Source organism: Roseicyclus mahoneyensis (assembly GCF_003148775.1).
Lineage (GTDB): Bacteria > Pseudomonadota > Alphaproteobacteria > Rhodobacterales > Rhodobacteraceae > Roseicyclus > Roseicyclus mahoneyensis.
The window spans coordinates 139,807-160,787 of sequence record NZ_QGGW01000008.1 but is presented as its reverse complement, the minus strand read 5'-3'; the positions used below and the strand labels follow the sequence as shown (position 1 = coordinate 160,787).

The window sequence follows — 20,981 nt, the reverse complement described above, 5'->3', positions numbered from 1 at the left end:
TTAACAGGTTGGAAGAGGGATTGCGAACACTTCCGCGTCAGGGCGCCATATCCGCCGCAAGCGACGCGACCCTTGCGCGAAGTTCCGCCGGAAGCCGCGTCGCGCGGCCCTGCTCAGACAGGACCACGATGGCCACGCGGGCGCGAAACAGCAGCGTTTCACCGCGCCAGACGTCTTGCGCCATGTCGAAACTGGCACCTTTCAGGGCTGCAAGCCTTGTGCGCACCTCGATCTGGTCGTCGTAGCGCGCGGGGCTGAGGTAATCTGCCTCGACCCGCCGGACAGCAAAGACAAGCCCTGCCACCTTCATCGCGGTCTGGTCGATGCCGGCCGCACGCACCATTTCCGACCGCGCGCGTTCGATGAAACGCAGGTAGTTGGCATAGTAGACGATGCCCGCAAGGTCGGTGTCCTCGTAATAGACGCGGATGGGCCAGACATGGATCATTGCAGCCTCGGCAAGCGGGCGGTCAGGCGCAGCGCATGGGCCGGATCTGTCGCGTGGGGCGGCAGGACGGGATCATAGGCTGCGCGGATCAGGTCAGCGATCTGCGGCTTGAGGATGGCAGGGCCGTCCGGCTGCAGCACGGCCAAAGGCGACGCGCCCAGAAAGGCGGTATCGGACCACAGCACGATGGTCTGCACGATCTGGCTGAGCGCGATGGTCTCGGCGGGGGCCTGCGCCATGGCGGCATCCATGCGGACAAAGACGAAGGCCGCCTTGATCGCGCCGCCCTCCTCAAAGCGGAAGGCGCGGTATTGGTTGGCATCAGCTGCGTCCAGCCGGGCCACCACCTCTGGCAGGCCGGGGATCAGCCGGTCGAGATTGGGCGTTGCGGTCAACTCTTCCCAGTCGCGGATGAAGAAGATCATCAGGTTCGCGCCCAGTTCCGGGTCGGTCTCGGCCATCTTGTGCCCGGCCAAAGCCACCACGGCCTCGATCGCACCCTTCAGGACCCGCACGGTCGCATCCTCCACCCCGAAAACCACGGGCACGATGGGTCGCCCCCAGCGGGCGAACAGGAACTGGCCGTCGGCGCGGGTGAACATCGCGGCCACGGCGTCTGCGGTGAGGGGGGTGAGGGTCGTGTCAGTCATGATCTTGGTCTACCGGTATGGCACTTGTGCAGCAACGCCTCACGGTCACGACCGCTTGATCCGGTTCCAGATCAGTCGCGCTGCGGGTCGGGCAGATGTGCACCCCATTTCCGCGTCAATGCGGCGGCAGGGTCCACGCCCGTGCGCGCGGCGAACACCAAAAGAAAGCCCAACAGATCGGCGATTTCATCGGCAAGATCACCAAGCTCTGCGGTTCCACGCCCTTGCCCGTTCAAGCGCAGATGGGCACCCGCCACTTCACCCAATTCCTCTGTCATCTTCAGCAGGGCAAACTCGGCTGTCTGCGGCGCGCCGAAGCGCTCGGAATATATGGCGGCTACCTTGATTGATAACGCCGACAGATCCGCCATACGGTCGGTCAAAACAGATGCCCCTGCCCCGGCGTGGGTGGTGTCGCAAGGCCCAAATGCGTCCAACCCTTGTGGGCCAGCATCCGCCCCCGCGGGGTGCGCGCGATCAGGCCCTGTTGCAGAAGGTAGGGCTCGATCACCTCTTCGATCGAGTCACGGCTTTCCGACAAGGCCGCCGACAGCGTTTCCACGCCCACCGGTCCACCTGCGTAATTTTCGGCAATCAGGCTCAGGTAGCGCCGGTCCGCCCCGTCGAGCCCCAGATGATCCACCCCCAGCCGCGTCAGCGCGCTGTCGGCGATGGCCTGCGTCAGCCGCCCATCGCCCTCGACCAGCGCGAAATCGATCACCCGCCGCAAAAGCCGCCCGGCGATGCGCGGCGTCCCCCGCGCCCGGCCCGCGATTTCGGCCACGCCCTCGGGATCGGCGTCGATGCCCGATAGGCGCGCTCCGCGCGCGACGATGCGGGTCAATTCCTCGGTGGTGTAGAAATGCAGCCGTGTCGGGATGCCGAAGCGGTCGCGGAGCGGCGTGGTCAAAAGGCCCATCCGCGTCGTCGCCCCCACCAGCGTGAAGGGTTGCAATTCGATCCGCACCGTGCGCGCCGCGGGCCCTTCGCCGATCACCAGGTCCAGCTCGAAATCCTCCAGCGCGGGGTAGAGCACTTCCTCCACCGCCGGGTTCAGACGGTGGATCTCGTCGATGAAGAGCACATCGCGCGCCTCAAGGTTGGTCAAGATCGCCGCCAGATCACCTGCCCGCGCCAGCACAGGGCCGGATGTCATGCGGAACCCCACTCCCAGTTCGCGCGCCATGATCTGCGCCAGCGTGGTCTTGCCCAGACCGGGCGGCCCGTGGAACAGCACGTGGTCCATCGCCTCGGCGCGGCGGCGCGCGCTTTCGATGAAGACGCTCAGATTCGCCCGCGCCTCCGCCTGCCCGATGAAATCATCCAGCGTCTGCGGGCGCAGCGCGCGGTCGGCATCCTCGGGCAAGGGTGCAGGGCGAAGCGTGGGATCAGGGTCGGTCATCGCGGTCCTTCATGCCGTAGGCTGGGCGGCTCCGCCAGAGGCGGGTTCGCCCGCCGCCCGGATCACTCCCTGGGTGCAAGCAGCCGCAGCGCCGCGCGGATCAGGGCGGGCGCCTCGGCCCCCGGTGCGCTGCCCGCCGCCTCGGCCACCGCACGCGCGGCCTCGGAGGGCGCATAGCCCAGATTGGCCAGCGCCGACATGGCGTCGGCGGTGGCCGCCCCCGCGGGCGCCGCAGCCAAAATCGAAGCGGGCGCTACAGGTCCAGAATCGACCTCGATCAACGGATCGATCACGCCCGCCGCCTGACCCAGCGTGCCGCCCAGCGCCATGATCCCCGGCGCCTTGTCCTTCAATTCGTTGACCACCCGCTGCGCCAACTTCGGCCCGATCCCCGGCGCGGCCTTCACAGACCCCCAGTCGCCGATGGCGATGGCGCGGGCCACGCCCTCGGCCCCCAGCGTCCCAAGGATCGCCATGGAGGCCTTGGCCCCAACGCCTTGAACCGTGGTGAGCAAGCGGTGCCATTCCCGGTCATAGGGCGTCAGGAACCCGAAAAGCTGCAACAGATCTTCGCGCACCAAGAGTTCCGTATAAAGCGCCGCCACCTGCCCCGCCCCGGGCAGCGCGGCCAGCGTCCGGTCCGAGCAATGCACGGTGTAGCCCACCCCGCCCACATCCAGCAGCACATGGTCCGCCGCCTTGTAATCCACCCGACCTGTCAGCTTGCCGATCATGACGCCGCCCCGATGGCTTGCGCCAGCCGCCCGGCGGTCTGGGCGTGGAAAGCATGACAGATGGCGATGGCCAGCGCATCGGCCGCGTCCGGCCCCACCGGATCGCAACCCGGCAATTGCAGGCGCACCATGTGTTCGACCTGCCGCTTCTCGGCATGGCCCACGCCCACGACAGTCTTCTTGACCGCATTGGGCGCGTATTCCGCGACGCTCAATCCTGCCTGCGCGGGCACAAGCATTGCGATGCCGCGCGCCTGCCCCAGTTTCAGCGTCGCCACCCCGTCCCGGTTCACGAAGGTCTGTTCCACCGCCGCCATCTCGGGCGCATGGCGCGCGATCACCTCGGTCAGCTGGACATGCAGCGCCAGAAGGCGCGTCGCCAGATCGCCGGTCCCGCTCAGGCACTGGCCATTTGCGATGTGGCGCAAGCGCGGGCCATCCGCCTCGATGACCCCCCAGCCGAGGCACCTGAGCCCCGGGTCGATCCCGATGATCCGCATCGCCTGTTTCCCGCCTGCCCAAGCCCGAATTTCCACCGCTTTCTGCGGCCTTTGTGCATCACTAGCACGAAAGGCGAACATTGCCTAGGCCGGGTGTTTTCGGCCGACCCGTCCGAAGCTTTGGGAAGTGGTCGCATTTGCGATGTCGAAAAACGTCGCTCCAGCGCCTGAATGCGACAGGCGTCGGCGGATTTTTGCCATGTTTTACGGTAAGTTAAGCGGCTTTCCCCGACATGCGGAAACTGCATGTGACCCATGCAGAAATCGCGGCTTGTGTGCCGCATTTGGGCTCTCTAGATGCCGCTTGTTCGCGGACCGCCCAAAACACGGGCAGTCACGCCTTTAAATCGACGATCGGAAAAGGATAGACCCGATGGCCATCATGACGAACCGCCCCATCGGCGCCGGCTTCGGCGCCTCTCGTGTTCTTGCCGATCTGGTCGGCCGGATCGCAGCCTGGAATGACGCACGCGTTACCCGCAAAAGCCTGTCGGCCCTGACCGACCGGGAACTCGACGATCTGGGTCTCGTGCGCGGCGATATCGACGATATCGCGCGCGGCACGTTCACCCGCGACTGACACGACAGCATGGAATGAGCGAAACGCCCCTCGATCACGTCGGGGGGCGTTTTTCATGGTTCACGGATAGGAAAGACGCGTCAGGCGGCGGACTGCCACGCGATGATCTGTGCGGCGAGCCAGTCGTAATTTCCCACCATCCACATGGTGACCTGATCGGGCATCAGAACATAGGCTGCAGCCTGCTGGAAACCGGTTCCGTTCAACAGCGCGATCACCTCGGCGCTGTAAACTTCGACCCCGAGGAACCAGATCAGGTATGCCTTGACCGCCACCGCGATCACATAAGCCATGATCAGACCCCTGAGGGGGAAGCCGAACCGCAGGCGACGCTGTTTCGGCACAAGCAAGCCGTTTGATTGAAGCACGAATTCCCCGACAACGCGATTGCGCCGGGACTGGTCTATCCGCTGCACGCGGGACTGAAAGTTTGGATAGTCCTGATTCATCGGGCGACTCAAATATTTTTGAACGCCCCCACCAAACGCGTTCATACCGATAATTGACACAAATTGCGAGCGAAATGCGGCCGGACTATGGCCACTTACCGGCGCAGTGTCAGGGTCGTCCAATCGCCAATGATGCGCCGGTCCTCGAACGTGAACCCGGCCACCTGATAGGCGGCAAGAACCGCCTCGGCCTGCGGGTTCAGGATGCCGGACAAGATGATGTGCCCCCCCGCACCGACATGCGCCGCGGCGGAGGGCGCGAGATCGATCAGGGGACCCTTCAAAATATTTGCAAAAACAAGGTCATAGGGGGCTTTTTTTGCCAGAAGAGGATGCTCGAACCCGGCCGCCTCGACACAGGCAATCCGCCCCCCGACCCCGTTCGCCACCGCGTTTGCCACCGCCACGTCGACCGCCACGGGGTCGATGTCGGACGCGATCACGACCCCGTCCAGCACCTTGGCCGCGGCGATCGCCAGCACCGCCGTGCCGCAGCCGATGTCGGCGACGCAAACGGGCCTCACGCCATCCGTCAACAGTTTGTCCATGGCTTCGAGACAGCCTTGCGTGGTGCCATGGTGACCGGTGCCAAAGGCCATCGCGGCCTCGATCAACAGACCCACGCGCCCCTCGGGCAGCTTGTCGGCATCATGCGAACCATAGACGAAAAACCGCCCCGCCTCGACAGGATGCAGCTCGCGCCGCACATGCGCGACCCAATCCGTCTCGGGCACCTCGGACACGGTGAAGGGCTTTGCCTCATGCGCCACCGCCAGGATCGTCAGGGCGATGTCGTCGGGCAACTCAAGGAAATAGCCCCCCACTTCCCACAGACCCGATCCATCCTCCATCTCGAAGACCCCCACGCCGCTCGGCGCAGGCTCGAGATCCTCCAAAGCCTCGCCAAGCGCTTCGGCAAGATCCTTGTCGGCAAGGGTCGTCAGGGCGGTCCAGGTTGGCATGGGGCGCGGGCTCCGGTTGGGGCGGTCGGCGCTGGCCTACGCGGATCGGGCAGTCTTGGCAATCATGCGCTATTCTGCCGGTGCCGCGACGGGCCGGACCAGCAGGGTCTCGTTGCCCGGTTCGGGGTGGCGCGGCACCAAAAGCGACAGCGCCATGGAGACAAAGGCGATACCGGCCGCCAGAAAGAAAACCGTCGTGGGCGAGCTCAGCCACAGATAGCCCAAGGCGACCGGCAGGAACACCGCCGCGATATGGTTGATGGTAAAGGCCACCGCAGCTGTGGGCGCGATGTCGCCGGGATCGGCGATTTTCTGGAAATAGGTCTTGATCGCCAGCGCCAGCGCAAAGAACAGGTGGTTCAGGATATAAAGCACGCCGGCGACCCAAGGCCCCCAGTCGAAGATATAGAGCCCGGCATAGAGCAGGAAAATCACACCCAGCCCCCCGTATTCCACCACCAGCGCCAGCCTCTCGCCAAAGCGCGCCACCACCGCACCCAGCAAGGGGGCCGCGATCATGTTGGCCAGAAGCGTCACCATGAAAAGCGCCGTGATCTGGTGCACATCGAACCCATAGCGCTCCACCATCATGAAGGCCGCGAAGACGACAAAGATCTGCCGCCGCGCCCCCGACATGAATTGCAGCGCGTAGTACAGCCAGTAGCGGCGGCGCAGAACCATCTTCTTGGTCTGGGGGTTGGGGCTTTCGAATTGCGGATAGGCCATCAGGCAGACCAGCGCGATCAGCGCCGTCACGCCGCCCGACACCCAGTAGACAAGGTCGTAGCTCAGATCATAGGCGCGCCATGTCACCACGATCAGCCCATAGGCCAGCAACGTTGCCCCCGATCCCACCGCCATCAGCCAGCCCAAGACCTGCGGCGCGCGTTTCTTGTCGATCCACTGCAGCTGCAGCGACTGGTTCACCGTCTCGTAATAGTGAAACCCGATCGAACTGAGCAGCGTGATGAACAACAACCCGCCAAGGCTGGGGAACTGCGCCGTCAGCGCGGTGGCCACGCCCAGCAAGATCAACGACACCAGCGCCAGAACCTGCTCGCGGATCATGAGGATCAGCAAGATCACTCCGATGGCCAGAAACCCCGGCACCTCGCGGATGCTGTGCAGCCAGCCGATATCGGCCCCGTCAAACTGCGCGCGCTCGATGACGAAATTGTTCAACAGCGCCGACCAGGTGGCAAAGGCCACGGGCATGGCAAAGGCCATCAACGCCAAAAGCGCGATCGGCCGCCGCCAGAACGGCAGTCTCTGGGCCTCCGCAAGCGGAAGCGCCCTGAAAGTGTCACCAAGCGCCATGCCCTTGCCCTTACGCCTGAATTCCACGCCCGTCCATCAAGACAGTCTTGCAAAACCGCACAAGCGCCCCTGCATCTTCATCCCCGAAATATGGCGGGGGAGACGGCCAAAGGCCGTCGGGGGCAGCGCCCCCACGCCTGAGACCTGCCAAAGGCAGGGCGAGGCAAAAGCCATGCCGCGGCACGCGGCACCGCTCGATCAGATCCTCAACTGGCCAGAACGTTGCGGAAGGCCCAGGGCTCCTCGGGGTCTATATCCTCGGGGAACAACTCCCAGCGGTCCTGAAGGGGTGTCCAGTCGGTGTAATGTGCCTCGACCGGGCCAAGATAGGGGCGTTGCACCTGCAAGCAGCGCGCGTGGTCCATCTCGTCGGCCTCGACGATTCCCGCTTGCGGGTTCTCCAGCGCCCAGACCATGCCCGCCAGCACCGCGGAGGTCACCTGAAGCCCGGTCGCGTTCTGGTAGGGCGCCAGATCGCGCGCCTCGTCGTTCGACAGCCGCGAGCCGTACCACAGCGCGTTCTTCGCATGCCCGTACAGAAGCACACCCAACTCATCGATCCCCTCGACGATCTCGTCTTCGGTCAGGATGTGGTGCTTGTCCTGCGCACGACCCGACCCGAACATCTCGTGCAGGGACAGCACGGCGTCGTCGCAGGGATGGTAGGCGTAATGACAGGTTGGGCGATACGCAGGCATGGGCCCCTGCCCCACGGTGTAGTAATCGGCGATCGAAATCGCCTCGTTATGCGTCACCAGAAAGCCGAACTGAGGCCCCGGCGTCGGGCACCAGCTGTGCACGCGGGTGATGGCGCCGGGGCGGTCCAGCCAGATCGCGGCCTCGCATCCGGTTGCGTGGCGGTAGCCGTTTTCCGGGAACCACGGCTCATGCGTGCCCCAGCCCAGCTCGGCGGGCTGGAAGCCTTCGGCGATGAAGCCCTCGACCGACCATGTATTGACGAAGACGCCGCGCGGGCGCGGCACGCGGCGGGCCTGAGTGTCACGCTCGGCGATATGCACACCCTTGACGCCGAGGGACTGCATCAGTGCGGCCCAGCCTGTGCGGTCGACCGGCACCGCCACCGCGCTCCCGGTGTCGCGGGCCAGCGTCAGCAGCGCCTCCTTGACGAACCACGACACCATGCCGGGGTTGGCACCGCAGCACGACACGGCGGTTGCGCCGCCGGGGTTGGCCGCCTTCTCGTCGCGCATGGCCTGGCGCAGCGCGTAATTCGTGCGCGCGGCATTGTCTGTGGTGTTGAAATAGTAGCCCGCCCATGGCTCCACCACGGTATCGATATAGGGCACGCCCAGTTCGCGGCAGAAGCGGATCAAATCGAGCGAGGAGACATCGACGCTCAGGTTGACGCAAAATCCGCGACCCGGTTCCAGCAGCCCGCCGAGAACCTCGCGGTAGTTCTCGGGCGTCAACGCCGTATCGACGAAATTCAGCCGGTGCTGGCGCAAGAAATTGTGCTGGCCCGCGTCGGGTTCGATCACCGTCAGCTTGTCCGCATCGTAATCGAAATGCCGTTCGATCAAGGGCCATGTCCCCTTGCCGATCGAGCCAAAGCCGATGATCACGATGGGGCCGTCGATACGGCCATAGACGGGATAGGCTGGGGTCATGGCACCCTCCGGGCAAGGATCTCCTGAAATGACAAGGGCCGCGCCTGATCGGCACGGCCCCCATAACGTCGCGTGCGGCAGATATCAGTTCTGCGCGTAATATTCGATGACGAGGTTCGGTTCCATCTGAACCGGATAGGGCACATCGCCCAGACCCGGCGTCCGCACGAAGGTGGCGGTCATCTTGGAATGGTCGGCCTCGATGTAATCGGGCACGTCACGCTCGGCCAGCTGGGTGGCTTCAAGCACGACGGCGATCTGCTTGGATTTCTGGCGGACCTCGACCACATCGCCTTCCTTGACGCGGTAGGAGGGGATGTTGACGCGTTCGCCGTTGACCAGAACATGGCCGTGGTTGACGAACTGGCGGGCAGCAAAAATCGTTGCCACGAACTTGGCGCGGTAGACGACGGCGTCCAGACGACGCTCCAGCAGACCGATCAGGTTCTCGCCAGTGTCGCCGCGCACACGCTCGGCCTCGGCAAAGATCTTGCGGAACTGCTTTTCCGTCATGTCGCCGTAATAGCCCTTGAGCTTTTGCTTGGCGCGCAGCTGCAGACCGAAGTCCGACATCTTGCCCTTGCGGCGCTGGCCGTGCTGGCCGGGGCCGTATTCACGCTTGTTCACCGGGGATTTGGGGCGGCCCCAGATGTTTTCGCCCATCCGGCGGTCGATTTTATACTTGGCAGAGGTGCGTTTGGTCACCGTCTGATCTCCTTCTGATGCGCGGACCCACGCGGGCGCCGCTGTGAAGGGCGTTGTCCTTTGCCTTGCGGCCGACAGGCTTTCCCTTGCGGGAGCCACCAACACCAATATGAAACCCCGGCCTATGCAGACCGGGGATCTGCGCGCCTTCTAGGCAGCGCTGCAGGGGCTGTCAATGCCGTGCGGCGACCGATTTCGTGGGCACCCCGCCCAGCAAGATCGCGGCCTCGGCGCGGTTGACCATGCGCCGCGCGGGCGGGCCATAGAGGTCGGGGTTTGTCGCCAGTTCCGGGCGCAGGTCGCACAGCAGATCGCGCTGGCCACAGGACAGGGTGTCGAGCCCCATGAAACCGGGGTGAAAGCTTTCCACCTCCAGCCCATTGGCCCAGATCACCTCGTGGCGCTCCAGCATCAGGTGAATGTACCACGTCTCCCGCAGGGAATGGTCGACCGTGATCCAGCGGTCGCCCACAAGGTCTGCGGCACGGACCAGAACCTCCGGCTCGCCCCACAGGTCGCGCGCGGCCTGACCGGTGACCAGCACGCGATGTTCGGGACTGACCACCAGATCGTCTTCGGGCCGGTCAAGGCCCAGCGCGCCGCGCCGGAGCCGGATGGGGCGTTGGTCGGGCATCGCGAAAAGCCGCGCGCCGGACATGCGGCGGTTGCCGGCCCACAGCACCGCTTGCGGACCGCTGTCACGGGTCAGAAGACGGTCGCCAGGCCCAAGATCCTCGATCGGAATATCGCCCGTTTCGGTCCTGAGCCGCGTGCCGGGCGTGAAACAGATCACCGAGGGGCGTTCGGACGGCGTCGGGCGCAGCATCCGCTCGGAACACTGGACGATGGTCAGATCCCGGTTGGGCGGGGGCATGTCGCCCACAAACATCAGGATCGGAACCGATCCATCCTCGATGACGACGGGAACGATGGTGAAAAAGCGCGTGCCATCCGACACGACGAAGGCTCCGCGGAACACCGGATCAGCCTCGTCGGCGGCAAATTCGGCGGGGCCGGGCGCGGGGCGCTGCAACAGCTTGCGCACCACCCGCGCCGCACGGGAACGAAGCTCAGCATGGTCCCGGCTGGCGGTCAGGATGAGGGCGGCACCATCACCCTCGAGAGGCAGCGCATAGCCGTGCCAGCTCCACGCCATCCCTTCCACCATCTCTTGTTGTGGTTCTGCCGGAAAACCCTCTACCCAGGTTTGCGTCCATGAGATCACGAACGCGCCCCGAAAGCCCGTGCCCATATTGCCCCGCCTCATCAGGTTATAACATGCCAACCGTTGATCGGTCGTGCCGTCCAAACACCATATCAGAGGCGATTCGCTGTGTATAGCGTGCGGTGAGGCGACAGCTACAAAATGTCAGAAACGGATGTCGACACTGAGCGATCCGACGATCTGCGGCTCGGGCTGACCGACAAATTCCTCAGACATCCAGGTGACGCCGTAAAAGAAATTGCTGTCCCCAAGGCCGTAATTCACACCAAGGCGCGCGCGATGGCGGATGTCCTCGGCCTGAAAACCGCGATTTTCGGGCAAAAAAACGGAGCTGTCGACCCAAGCGGTGTCGGCGCCCAGCAGCAGCGACCAGCCCCCCTCGGTGGCGATATCGGTGATCGCGGCGATGCGCTGGCCGGTGATCGGGTCGCGCGCCCGCAGGCCGCCCTGACCCATGCTGCCAAAGGTCACATCGAACCCGGCGCGGGCAAGATTTTCCACCCCGCCCTGCAGTTCCACGAAAGGGCGGAATTCGCCACTATCCCAACGCAGGCTGCGCCCCATCTCGAGCGTGCCGTGCAGATAGATGCCATTGTCGACCTGATAGTTCTCGAGACCCACGCGCGGCATCGAAAACAGGTCATGGATGCTCGATTGCAGCGAGCGGATGCCGGATTGTTCGCCGGTGATCGCGATATCCGCGCCCGCCGTGACCTCGAAGCCTTGCAGATCATAATGGGTATGTGCGCCCAGCCACCACGTGCCCGCGTAAAGCCTGTCGCCCGGCGCCGGAGTGCTCAGGTTGTCCGGCGCGATCACTTCTCCGCGAAAGCGGTATTCCATGACACTGAAGGCCTGCGTCGGCAGGCTGCCGGTCCAAGCCGGCCCGCGAAAGGCACTGACCGAGAAAGCGCCCGACCGCCAACGGTCGCGGCGGTCTGCAAGCGCGTCATTGCTGAACAGACGCACGAGGCCCAGCGCCTCACGGGGCTCTTGCGCCTGTGCTGCTGGCGCAAGGACGAGAGCGTAAAGGAAAAAGGCCCCAAGAAGGGCGCGGGTCTTCGTCATGTCACTGCCTCACGCGACGCGGCGGTTGACCCGCCTGCTGGTTCGGAGTGACCCTAACACCGACTGCGCGCCCTGACTATTGCAGGAGCGCAACAGCCGTCAGCCACATTTCGAATAGCCGCAGCTGTTGCAGGTCAGGCACCCCTCGGCCATGCGCATGTCGTATTGACCGCAGGACGGGCAGGCAGGGCCCGGTTTGTGGCCAAGGTTCACGACCTGCGCCTGCGGGTCGGATTTCAGGCCCATCCCCTCGCCAGCGATGAAGCCGATCGACACCATGTGGCGTTCGATCACGCCGCCGATCGCCGCCAGGATCGAGGGGACGTATTTGCCGTTCATCCACGCGCCCCCGCGCGGGTCGAAGACGGCCTTAAGCTCCTCGACCACGAAAGACACATCGCCGCCGCGCCGGAACACCGCCGAGATCATGCGGGTCAGCGCCACGGTCCATGCGAAATGTTCCATGTTCTTGGAGTTGATGAAGACCTCGAAGGGCCGCCTGTGTCCGGCCAGAATGATATCGTTGATGGTGATGTAGAGCGCGTGTTCGCTGTCGGGCCATTTGACCTTGTAGGTGTGCCCTTCGAGCGCTGCGGGGCGATCCAGCGGCTCGGACATGTAGATGATCTCGCCACCCGCGGCCTCGGCGGCCTCGCGGCCGTCGGGCTTGTCCTGCGCCTCGGAGACGGTCAGCACCGAGCCCGTAACGTCATTGGGGCGGTAGGTCGTGCAGCCCTTGCAGCCGGTCCGGTAGGCCTCGGCATAGACATCCTTGAAATCCTCGAACGAGATGTCGGCGGGCACGTTGATCGTCTTGGAAATCGACGAGTCGATCCAGGGCTGGGCGGCGGCCTGCATCCGCACGTGATCCATCGGCGCGAGCGTCTGGGCGGTCACGAAATGATCCGAAAGGGGGGCGTCGCCCATATGGTCGCGCCACAGCGCGACGGCGTAATCCACCACCTCTTCCTCGGTGCGGGTGCCGTCGGGCTGCAACACCTTGCGGGTGTAGGAATTGGCGAAGATCGGCTCGATCCCAGAGCTGACATTGCCCGCAAACAGCGAGATCGTGCCAGTGGGCGCGATGGAGGTCAGCAGCGCATTGCGCAGCCCGTGTTCGGCAATCAGCGCCTGCACCTCAGGGTCAAGCCGCAAGATCATCGGCGCCTTGGCATAGGCCACCGCATCAAAAAGCGGAAAGGCGCCCTTTTCGGCAGCCAGCAGCGCCGAGGCACGATAGCTCGCATTGGCGATGGCTTCCATCCATGCGCCTGTCTGCGCCACGGCGGCGTCGCTGCCATAGCGCAAGCCCATCATCGCCAGCGCATCGGCAAGACCCGTCACGCCCAGCCCGATCCGGCGCTTGGCGCGCGCCTCTTGCGCCTGCGCCTCGAGCGGAAAGCGTGAGGCATCGACCACATTGTCCATCATCCGGACAGATGTCGCCACAAGGTCGGCCAGCCGCGCAGGATCGATACGCGCGGCCTCGGTAAACGGGTCCTCGACCAGCCGCGACAGGTTGATCGAGCCAAGCAGACAGGCACCATAGGGCGGCAGGGGCTGCTCGCCGCAGGGATTGGTCGCCGCGATCGTCTCGACGTAGTTGAGGTTGTTCTCGGCATTGATGCGGTCGATGAAGATCACGCCGGGTTCGGCGTAATCATAGGTCGCACGCATGATCTTGTTCCACAGATCGCGTGCCTGCAGCGTGTGATAGACGCGACCGCCAAAGATCAGATCCCATGGCCCGTCCGCCTCCACCGCCGCCATGAAGGCATCGGTGACGAGCACCGAGACATTGAACATGCGCAGCCGCGCGGGGTCTGATTTGGCCGCGATGAAGGCCTCGATATCGGGGTGGTCGCAGCGCAGCGTGGCCATCATCGCGCCACGGCGCGAGCCCGCCGACATGATCGTGCGGCACATCGCATCCCAGACATCCATGAAGCTGAGTGGCCCCGAGGCGTCGGCAGCCACGCCATGCACCTCAGCCCCCTTGGGCCGGATGGTGGAGAAATCATAGCCGATCCCCCCGCCCTGCTGCATGGTCAGCGCAGCCTCGCGCAGATTGTCGAAGATGCCGCCCATGCTGTCGGGGATCGTGCCCATCACGAAGCAGTTGAACAGCGTGACCGACCGCCCCGTGCCCGCACCGGCCACGATACGGCCCGCCGGCAGATACTGGAAATCCTCGAGCGCGGCGTAGAACCTGTCTTCCCAACCGGCCTTGTCTTGTTCGACCTCGGCCAGTGCGCGGGCGATGCGGCGCCATGTATCTTCGACCGACTGGTCGATCGGCGCGCCGCCCGCCTCCTTGAGGCGATACTTCATATCCCAGATCTGTTCGGCGATGGGGGCGGCGAAACGGGTCATCGGGACTCTCCTGAGGGAAGACGGGCAAGATAGCGCGCCCTGCCCGGTCGATCAACAGATTGCAGATCCCTGTAACAGCACTACGATATGCTGTGGTGTGAGGATTCTGTGGAGAGAGCTGTGGGAAAACCCGGGACAACCCATCTGATCAAGCTCTGCGTCGGGGCCGAGACGGTCGAGGACCTTCTCGACTGGCAGCGCGATCCGCGCGCAAAGGGGCAAGATGGGCTGCCGCGCTGTGTCACCCGCATGTGGCCCAAGCGCGTGGACGAACTGTTGGCGGGCGGCTCGCTTTACTGGGTGTTCAAGGGGTTGGTGCTGTGTCGGCAGCGCGTGCTGCGGCTGGATGAGGTGACGGGTGCTGACGGCATCGCGCGCTGCGCCATCGTGCTCGACCGCGAGGCGGTGCGCGTCGCGGCCACCCCCAAGCGCCCCTTTCAGGGCTGGCGCTACCTGACCCCCGAAGATGCGCCGCGCGACCTGCCCAAAGGGCGCGAGAGCGAAGAGCCCCTGCCGCAATCGCTGCAGAACGCGCTGGCGGAAATCGGGGTTCTCTGAGCCGACATCACGTCTGAAAACCGCCCCAAATCCGCCATCGTCCCCAGCCACATGCGGGGCATGAAACGGATCTTCACCACGTCGCCTTCGGTTCGGATAGGTCCGGCCGCAATGGGCCTAGCGCTTCTGGCGCTCGTCCTGTCGGACGTGTCCGCCGCGCAGGGGCAAGCCACACAGATGCCGCGCCAGACCCTCGCCCATCCCGGCCCCGAGGCCGTGACGATCCTTGCGCCCGACATCGCCCCCGAGACGGGCGCGCGGGCCGAGGCGGCGGTTTCTGATGCCGCCTGGCACGCCGCCTATGCCGAAGGGCCCGAGGGCCGGAGCGGCGTCTGGACAGCCGCCCATACCATCGAGCTTGCCCGCGATTACGCGCTCGCCGCCTGTGGCGAGGGCTGCAGCGTTCTGGCCGAACGCCGCCCGCTTCACGCGCCCGACGGCCCCCGCCTGCGCACCATTCTCCTGCAGCCGGAGATGACGCGGCGCATCGGGAGGCAGGGGCCCTATTCGGGGCGGGCCCATATCCTCGCCATCGGGGGGGCCGGCGCCTGGGGCACCGGCCATGACGAGGGGCGCAGGGGTATCGTCGGCGTGGCAACCGATCGCGCTTTGTCGGAATGCGAGGCGCGCCGAAGCGCGGAGCGTACGCCGCCGGGGCTTGTATCGCCGCCCTGCCGCATCATGAGCCTGACCGACGCGGAGATCACAGATCTGCGGCCCGAGACGCCGCTTTACCCCGCCTCTTTTGTCGTCGATCTCGCCACGCTGACGGCGGTGCCAGACGAGGCCCTGCGCGTGATGCGCACCGATGGCACCTACTGGGACGGCCCTGACGCCCGGTGGTGGCCCGACGGGTTGAACGGGACGGTGGCCACCAACGGCGAGGGCGCCGAAGGTCTGGTCCAGAGCGGTGGCTGGCCCGAGGGTGCCGAGGCAATGGCGCTCGCCCTGTGCGAAGCGGCCCGCCGCTTTGGGGATCCGCCCTGCGCCATATGGTTGCGGCGCGTCCCGCCCAGCCGCCCGCGCGCGGGCAGTCTGGCGGTCACACCCGACCTGCTCGCGGATTTCCGCACGTGGCAGGGGATGGAGGGTGCGGGCGCGTTCGCCATCGGGCCGCTTGGGGCCTATGGTTCCTCGCGCGGCTTCGCCACGATCGAGGAGGCCCGCCAGCACGCCGCGGATTGGTGCGCCTATCACAGCCGCCGTGCCAGCAGCGCCTTCGACCTGCGCAGCGCCTTCATCGACCAGCCGCCCTGCCGGATCGTCGCCGAACGCGGGCCCTGAGGCGTCGCGTCAGACCGCCCCTATCCGCGCCACCAGATCGGCCAGCGCCGCGCGTTCCGCTGTGCCCCAAACCGCACCGCGGGCGCGGAACAGCGTCGCTTCCGAGCGGTGGATCAGACCGTCGTCCAGCACTTTCAGATGATTTGCGCGCAAGGTCTCGCCGGTCGAGGTGATGTCGGCAATCGCCTCGGCATTGCCATGCGCGACCGTGCCTTCGGTCGCGCCTTGACTGTCGACCAGCTGATAATCAGCCACGCCTGCCCCGCGCAGGAAATCGCGCACCAGCCGATGGTATTTCGTGGCGATCCTGAGCCGGAACCCATGCCGTGCGCGGAAGGCGGCGGCAACTGCATCAAGGTCATCAAGCGACGTGACGTCGACCCAGCATTTCGGCACCGCGATCACCAGATCGGCATGGCCGAAACCCATCGGGGCCACGATCTCAACCGTCTGATCCCAGGCCGGGATGCGTTCTTGAACAAGATCAGAGCCGGTCACGCCCAGGTGGATGCGCCCCGCCGCCAGTTCGCGAGGGATCTCCCCCGCCGACAGAAGCATCAGTTCGACCTCGGCGCCGTCGACCTCGGCCGCGTATTCCCGTTCCGACCCGGTGCGCCGCATCTCCAGGCCACGGTCGGCGAACCAACCGAAGGTCTTGTCCATCAGCCGCCCCTTGGAGGGTATGCCCAGCCGGATCGTCATGCCGCGCCACCTTCGGCCATCTGAGCGAGAAGGCCGGGACGGATCACCCCGCCCACTGCCGGGATCTCGCGCCCGGCGCCCAGGATGCGGGTCAGCGCATCATACCGCCCGCCGGTCGCGGCTGGCGGCAGGTCGGGGCGGCCCGGCGCAAGAAAGCCAAAGACGAACCCATCGTAATATTCCATCGTCGTGCGGCCATAGCTTGCCTCGAACGGCAGATGCGCGACATCGACGCCCGCTGCGTCCAGTGCCTCCATGCGGGCGGCAAAGCGGTCGACCGCAGGCACGAGACCCGGCAGATCGACGCAGACATCGCGCAGCTGTTCGCAGGCATCGGGCAACATCGCCTTGAGCGACAAGATCACGCCCAGAACCTCGGCCTCCGCCGGAGGGATGGGTGGGGCCTTGGCATCCTCCATCAACGTGGCGATGCGGGCCTCGACCTCGGCTGTGCTGCGCAGCCCGATCTCGGGGCCCGCGGCGGCGACCAGCGCGCTGGCCCCCTGCCCTTCGGCCGCCGCGATCAATGCCGCGCGGGCAAGCGGCACGGGCGCGCGGCCCGTGTAGCGGTCGATCAGCGCGCGGAACCGGCGCGGCCGCCAGATATGTCGGCGGAGTGCCGCCTTGCGCGGCGTGGTCGTTGTCAGCGTGTCGATGGCAGCCAGCAAAAGACCGATGTCGCCCGTGACCGCGCGCAAGCGATAGGGAGAAAGAACGTCGGAGAACAGCGCAAAAACCTCGGCATCGGCGCGAGTCGGGTTGGCGCGGTCAAATACCTCGAAGCCGACCTGCAGATATTCGGAGGGGCGGCCCGAGCCCGCGGCCTGCGTGCGGAAGACCTCGCCCATGTAGGCGTAGCGCGCGGGGTCGGCCCCGTTCGCCATATGCATCTGAACCACCGGCACGGTGAAATCGGGGCGCAGCATCATCTCGCCCCGGTCGGGGTCATGGGTGACATAGGCGCGCGCGCGGATATCCTCGCCGTAAAGGTCCAGAAGCGTCTCGGCCGGTTGCAGCAGATCGGTTTCCACCGCCTGCGCGCCCGCAGCCTCGAAGCGCGCCAAAAGCGTCGCCGCCTCGGCCCGGAGGGTTGCCTTGTCGCTCACCTGTGTCGATCCAGCAGCTTGCGGGTTTCTTCTACAAGATAGGCCAGCGGCACCTCGACCTGCGCGGGCTGGGATTTCCATTCCTCCAGCGTCGCCTCCTGCGCGAGCTTGGCACCAAGGATCAGGTCCTTGAGCTGCACCACACCGCGCAGGGCCTCGTCCTCGCCTTGAATGACGGCAACCGGGCTGGCGCGCTTGTCGGCGTATTTGAGCTGGTTGCCGAAATTCTTGGGGTTGCCCAGATAGACCTCGGCCCGGATGCCCGCCTGTCTGAGCGTGGCGGCCATGGCCTGATAATCAGCCATCCGGTCGCGGTCCATCACGGTGACGATCACGGGACCTTGCGTCTCGCCGGTCAGCCGCCCCTTGGCGCGCAGTGCCGCGAGCAGCCGGTCGACGCCGATGGAGACGCCGGTGGCCGGAACCTCCTGCCCCGTGAAGCGTTTCACAAGGTCATCATAGCGCCCGCCCCCGGCGACAGAGCCGAATTGGCGCGGACGGCCCTTTTCGTCGAGGATTTCGAAGGTCAGCTCGGCCTCGAAGACCGGGCCGGTGTAGTAGCCCAAGCCCCGGACGACGGAGGGGTCGATGACGATGCGGTCCCCGCCATATCCTTGAGCGGCGAGAAGATTTGATATTGTCTCTAGCTCCGACACCCCCTCCACACCGCACATGGAGGATTTAACAATCGAACGCAGATAGTCCGCCGCAAATTGGTTCTTCACGCGGTTGAAGGCTTCCATTTTTGGAAGCCCCAGCAACTCATTTTCCCGCTTCTGAAAGGCAACCATTCCTTGAAGAACACGCTCCCCGCCGGGCGCGTCTATTTCTTGTTGATACGAGGCAAGATCAGATTGGATGGCGGTGTGAGCATTGACGAACTCGATCAGCGGAAGCATCTGTTCGGCGTTCAGCCCCGCGCCTTTGGTGAAGTCGCCGCTCTCGTCCTTGCGACCCTCACCCAAGAGCGCCCGAACTCCGTCCACCCCGAGCCGATCCAGTTTGTCGATGGCGCGCAAAACAACGCCTCTTTCATATGCGAACTTATCTGGATTGGTCGGATCGAGAATTTCCGCGACCTCCATAACCCCGTTCAGCACCTTTCGGTTGTTCACCCGCACGATGTAGTCGCCGCGCGGGATGCCCACGGCCTCGAGCGTGTCGGCCAGCATCCCGCATATCTCGGCATCGGCCGCGACCGAAGGTGCCCCCACTGTATCCGCATCGCATTGATAGAATTGCCGGAACCGCCCCGGTCCCGGCTTTTCATTGCGCCAGACCGGTCCCATCGCGTAGCGGCGGTAGGGAAAAGGCAGGTCGTTGCGGTATTGTGCGGCGACGCGGGCCAGGGGGGCGGTCAGGTCGTAGCGGAGCGCGAGCCAGGTGTCGTCTTCCTCGAAAGCGAAGACACCTTCGTTCGGGCGGTCGACGTCGGGCAGGAACTTGCCCAGCGCCTCGACGGTTTCCACGGCGGAGGTTTCCAGCGGGTCGAAGCCGTGCAGGCGGTAAACCTCGGCGATCTTTTCCAGCATCTGCTGACGCTCGGTCACTTCCGCGCCGAAATAGTCGCGGAAGCCTTTGGGCGTCTCGGCCTTGGGGCGGGGTTGCTTTTTCTCTTTGGCCATGGCGTGCGTCGTGCCTCGGGGAGCGGTCGCGCGACCTCTATCCGAGGGGGGCGTTGACGGCAAGGCGGCGGCGGGGCAGAGCCTTGGGGAAACGGGCGATGACGGGGACGAGCCATGACCGACGCGGTGACACTGGAAGAACGGATGGCGCATCTGGAACGGGTGGCCGATGACCTGTCGGAGGTCGTGGCGCGGCAAGATGCCGAGATCGCGCGGCTGACCCGGCGGGTCGAGATGCTGATGCAGCGCGAGGCCGAGCGCGAGGTGGACGCGAGCGGGACCGTGCCGCTGGCGGATCAGAAGCCGCCGCATTGGTGAGGGACGGGACTGGGGGGCTCTGCCCCCACGGCCTTTGGCCGTTCCCCCGGGATATTTTCGAAACAGAGAAGCGGGCGGGCGCGCGTTAACCTTAATGGCGGGTTACGCTTGAACCATTCGGGGGCTGCGCGGTCGGGATCGCAGCAAAATCACCAGCATGATGCCCACGTTCAGCGCGTTGAAGGCGATGCCGTTGAGAAACGCCCAGCGGTAGGAGCCGGTGAGGTCGTAGATCAGACCCGAGAGCCAGCCGCCCAGCGCCATGCCGAGGATCGTCGCCATGATGACGAAGCCGACGCGCGCGCCGGCCTCACGCGCGGGCAGGTATTCGCGCACGATGATGGCATAGGCGGGCACGATGCCGCCCTGGCTGAGCCCGAAGATGAGCGAGACGAGGTAGAGCGAGGTCAGCCCCGTCGTGGGCAGGTAGAGCATGAGCGCCAGCATCTGCAGCGTGGAGCCGATGAGCAGGGTCAGCACCCCGCCGAGCCGGTCGGCCAGAAGCCCCGAGACAAGGCGCGAGGCGACGCCACCCAGCAGCATGAGCGAGAGCATTTCCGCACCGACGGCGGGGCCGTAGCCCAGATCGGTGCAATAGGCGACGATATGGACCTGCGGCATGGCCATGGCGACACAGCAGCCGATGCCCGCGGCGGCGAGCAACCATGTGAGCGCCTGCGGGCTGAGGCCGGTGTCGCGCGCCCTGAGCGATGCGGCGGTTTCCGAGGCCAGCAGCGCCCCCTCGGGCAGGGGTTTGCGCAAGAGCCATGTTGCAGGCAGCATGACGAGGAGCGTCGTGGCAGCGATGATGAGGTAGGCGGTGCGCCAGCCGGGGCCTGCGAGGATATCGGCAAGGATGAGCGGCCAGATCGCGCCCGACAGGTAGTTGCCCGATGCGATGATGGCGACCGCGATGCCGCGGCGCTTGAGGAACCATTGAGAGACATCGGCGATCAGCGGGCCGAAGCTGGTCGCGGTGCCGAAGCCGATCAGGAATTGCAGCGCCGAGAGCGTGGCGATGTTGGGGGCCATCGCCGCTGCCCCGTAGCCCGCCGCCATCAGCACCGCCGAGGCCGCGAGCGAGCGCGCGACGCCGTAGCGGTCCACCGCCCGGCCAATGGCGAAATTGCCCAAGGCAAAGCCCAGCATGGTCAGCGTGTAGGGGATCGACGCATCGGCCCGGTCCACGCCGAATTCCGCCTGCACGGCGGGCAAGATCACGATGATCGCCCACATGCCGACATTGCCGATGAGCGAGATCATGAGCGACAAGCCGAGGCGCGTCCAGGAGGCGCGGCTGTCGAGGGGGGAAAGGGGCGCGGTCATGGGCGCGACGCTAGGCGGGCC

General features: G+C 65.5%; 22 protein-coding genes. 4 read left to right on the top strand and 18 right to left on the bottom strand.

Translation table 11 applies throughout. The features are described from left to right. Window positions 1-37 precede the first annotated feature (37 nt). From ybgC to ruvC, 6 genes are all read right to left on the bottom strand, one after another. Window positions 38-448, bottom strand: coding sequence for a tol-pal system-associated acyl-CoA thioesterase (gene ybgC, locus C7455_RS15660; RefSeq protein ID WP_109669781.1), 411 nt, complete (start codon window positions 446-448; stop codon window positions 38-40). Continuing rightward, entirely contained in the window at window positions 445-1,098 is a 654-nt protein-coding gene (locus C7455_RS15655) for a hypothetical protein (RefSeq protein ID WP_109669780.1), read from the bottom strand. Before C7455_RS15655 ends, ybgC begins: the two co-directional genes overlap by 4 nt. Before the next feature lie 71 nt (window positions 1,099-1,169). Further along, a complete protein-coding gene (locus tag C7455_RS15650; RefSeq protein ID WP_109669778.1) occupies window positions 1,170-1,469 on the bottom strand; it encodes a pyrophosphohydrolase domain-containing protein in 300 nt (99 codons plus the stop codon). An 8-nt stretch (window positions 1,470-1,477) separates the two neighbouring features. Further along, on the bottom strand, window positions 1,478-2,500 hold the full coding sequence (ruvB, locus tag C7455_RS15645) for a Holliday junction branch migration DNA helicase RuvB (protein WP_109669776.1): 1,023 nt from the start codon (window positions 2,498-2,500) through the stop codon (window positions 1,478-1,480). 62 nt (window positions 2,501-2,562) lie between these two features. Further along, the gene (ruvA, locus tag C7455_RS15640; protein ID WP_109669774.1) at window positions 2,563-3,234 is read right to left on the bottom strand and encodes a Holliday junction branch migration protein RuvA; all 672 of its coding nucleotides are present in this window, start codon (window positions 3,232-3,234) and stop codon (window positions 2,563-2,565) included. Next, window positions 3,231-3,734, bottom strand: coding sequence for a crossover junction endodeoxyribonuclease RuvC (ruvC, locus tag C7455_RS15635; RefSeq protein WP_109669773.1), 504 nt, complete (start codon window positions 3,732-3,734; stop codon window positions 3,231-3,233). The genes ruvA and ruvC overlap by 4 nt, the downstream gene beginning before the upstream one ends. Window positions 3,735-4,107: 373 nt before the next feature. Here ruvC and C7455_RS15630 point away from each other — a divergent pair, with 373 nt between their 5' ends. Then, on the top strand, window positions 4,108-4,314 hold the full coding sequence (locus tag C7455_RS15630) for a DUF1127 domain-containing protein (RefSeq protein WP_109669771.1): 207 nt from the start codon (window positions 4,108-4,110) through the stop codon (window positions 4,312-4,314). Window positions 4,315-4,394: 80 nt separating this feature from the next. Here the strand turns inward: C7455_RS15630 and C7455_RS19970 are convergent, their stop codons facing one another. The 8 genes from C7455_RS19970 to C7455_RS15590 form a co-directional block, all read right to left on the bottom strand. Then, a complete protein-coding gene (locus tag C7455_RS19970; protein ID WP_146200026.1) occupies window positions 4,395-4,607 on the bottom strand; it encodes a hypothetical protein in 213 nt (70 codons plus the stop codon). Between the two features lie 251 nt (window positions 4,608-4,858). Further along, window positions 4,859-5,725 (bottom strand): 50S ribosomal protein L11 methyltransferase, encoded by an 867-nt coding sequence (locus tag C7455_RS15620; RefSeq protein WP_109669767.1) that lies wholly within the window; start codon window positions 5,723-5,725, stop codon window positions 4,859-4,861. Between the two features lie 69 nt (window positions 5,726-5,794). Next, on the bottom strand, window positions 5,795-7,042 hold the full coding sequence (locus C7455_RS15615; RefSeq protein ID WP_109669766.1) for an MFS transporter: 1,248 nt from the start codon (window positions 7,040-7,042) through the stop codon (window positions 5,795-5,797). A gap of 206 nt (window positions 7,043-7,248) precedes the next feature. Beyond that, the gene (locus tag C7455_RS15610; RefSeq protein WP_109669764.1) at window positions 7,249-8,670 is read right to left on the bottom strand and encodes a homospermidine synthase; all 1,422 of its coding nucleotides are present in this window, start codon (window positions 8,668-8,670) and stop codon (window positions 7,249-7,251) included. A gap of 84 nt (window positions 8,671-8,754) precedes the next feature. Continuing rightward, window positions 8,755-9,375 (bottom strand): 30S ribosomal protein S4, encoded by a 621-nt coding sequence (gene rpsD / locus C7455_RS15605; RefSeq protein WP_109669763.1) that lies wholly within the window; start codon window positions 9,373-9,375, stop codon window positions 8,755-8,757. Between the two features lie 172 nt (window positions 9,376-9,547). Further along, window positions 9,548-10,531, bottom strand: a complete 984-nt coding sequence (locus tag C7455_RS15600) for a Hint domain-containing protein (protein WP_170119103.1) — start codon at window positions 10,529-10,531, stop codon at window positions 9,548-9,550. 213 nt (window positions 10,532-10,744) lie between these two features. Beyond that, on the bottom strand, window positions 10,745-11,668 hold the full coding sequence (locus tag C7455_RS15595; RefSeq protein WP_109669760.1) for a lipid A-modifier LpxR family protein: 924 nt from the start codon (window positions 11,666-11,668) through the stop codon (window positions 10,745-10,747). Window positions 11,669-11,767: 99 nt separating this feature from the next. After that, window positions 11,768-14,041, bottom strand: a complete 2,274-nt coding sequence (locus C7455_RS15590) for an adenosylcobalamin-dependent ribonucleoside-diphosphate reductase (protein WP_109669758.1) — start codon at window positions 14,039-14,041, stop codon at window positions 11,768-11,770. A 120-nt stretch (window positions 14,042-14,161) separates the two neighbouring features. On the opposite strand from C7455_RS15590, the gene C7455_RS15585 reads away from it, so the two are divergent. Together C7455_RS15585 and C7455_RS15580 are read left to right on the top strand one after the other, a co-directional pair. Beyond that, a complete protein-coding gene (locus C7455_RS15585) occupies window positions 14,162-14,599 on the top strand; it encodes a DUF1489 family protein (RefSeq protein WP_245904366.1) in 438 nt (145 codons plus the stop codon). Between the two features lie 111 nt (window positions 14,600-14,710). Continuing rightward, on the top strand, window positions 14,711-15,883 hold the full coding sequence (locus C7455_RS15580; protein ID WP_109669755.1) for a hypothetical protein: 1,173 nt from the start codon (window positions 14,711-14,713) through the stop codon (window positions 15,881-15,883). Between the two features lie 9 nt (window positions 15,884-15,892). Here C7455_RS15580 and hisG read toward each other — a convergent pair whose 3' ends face one another. The 3 genes from hisG to hisS are packed head-to-tail and all read right to left on the bottom strand — an operon-like array spanning window position 15,893 to window position 19,316. Beyond that, window positions 15,893-16,585: an ATP phosphoribosyltransferase gene (gene hisG / locus C7455_RS15575; RefSeq protein ID WP_109669753.1), complete on the bottom strand. Its 693-nt coding sequence runs from the start codon at window positions 16,583-16,585 to the stop codon at window positions 15,893-15,895. After that, window positions 16,582-17,691: an ATP phosphoribosyltransferase regulatory subunit gene (locus tag C7455_RS15570; RefSeq protein ID WP_109669752.1), complete on the bottom strand. Its 1,110-nt coding sequence runs from the start codon at window positions 17,689-17,691 to the stop codon at window positions 16,582-16,584. The genes hisG and C7455_RS15570 overlap by 4 nt, the downstream gene beginning before the upstream one ends. Continuing rightward, a complete protein-coding gene (gene hisS / locus C7455_RS15565) occupies window positions 17,688-19,316 on the bottom strand; it encodes a histidine--tRNA ligase (protein ID WP_109669750.1) in 1,629 nt (542 codons plus the stop codon). The genes C7455_RS15570 and hisS overlap by 4 nt, the downstream gene beginning before the upstream one ends. A 114-nt stretch (window positions 19,317-19,430) precedes the next feature. Between hisS and C7455_RS15560 the strand changes: the two genes are divergently transcribed. Continuing rightward, complete coding sequence (locus tag C7455_RS15560; protein WP_109669748.1) at window positions 19,431-19,634, top strand: SlyX family protein; 204 nt, start codon at window positions 19,431-19,433, stop codon at window positions 19,632-19,634. A 102-nt stretch (window positions 19,635-19,736) separates the two neighbouring features. On the opposite strand, the gene C7455_RS15555 is transcribed toward C7455_RS15560, so the two are convergent. Next, on the bottom strand, window positions 19,737-20,960 hold the full coding sequence (locus C7455_RS15555) for an MFS transporter (protein ID WP_109669746.1): 1,224 nt from the start codon (window positions 20,958-20,960) through the stop codon (window positions 19,737-19,739). Between the last annotated feature and the right edge of the window lie 21 nt (window positions 20,961-20,981).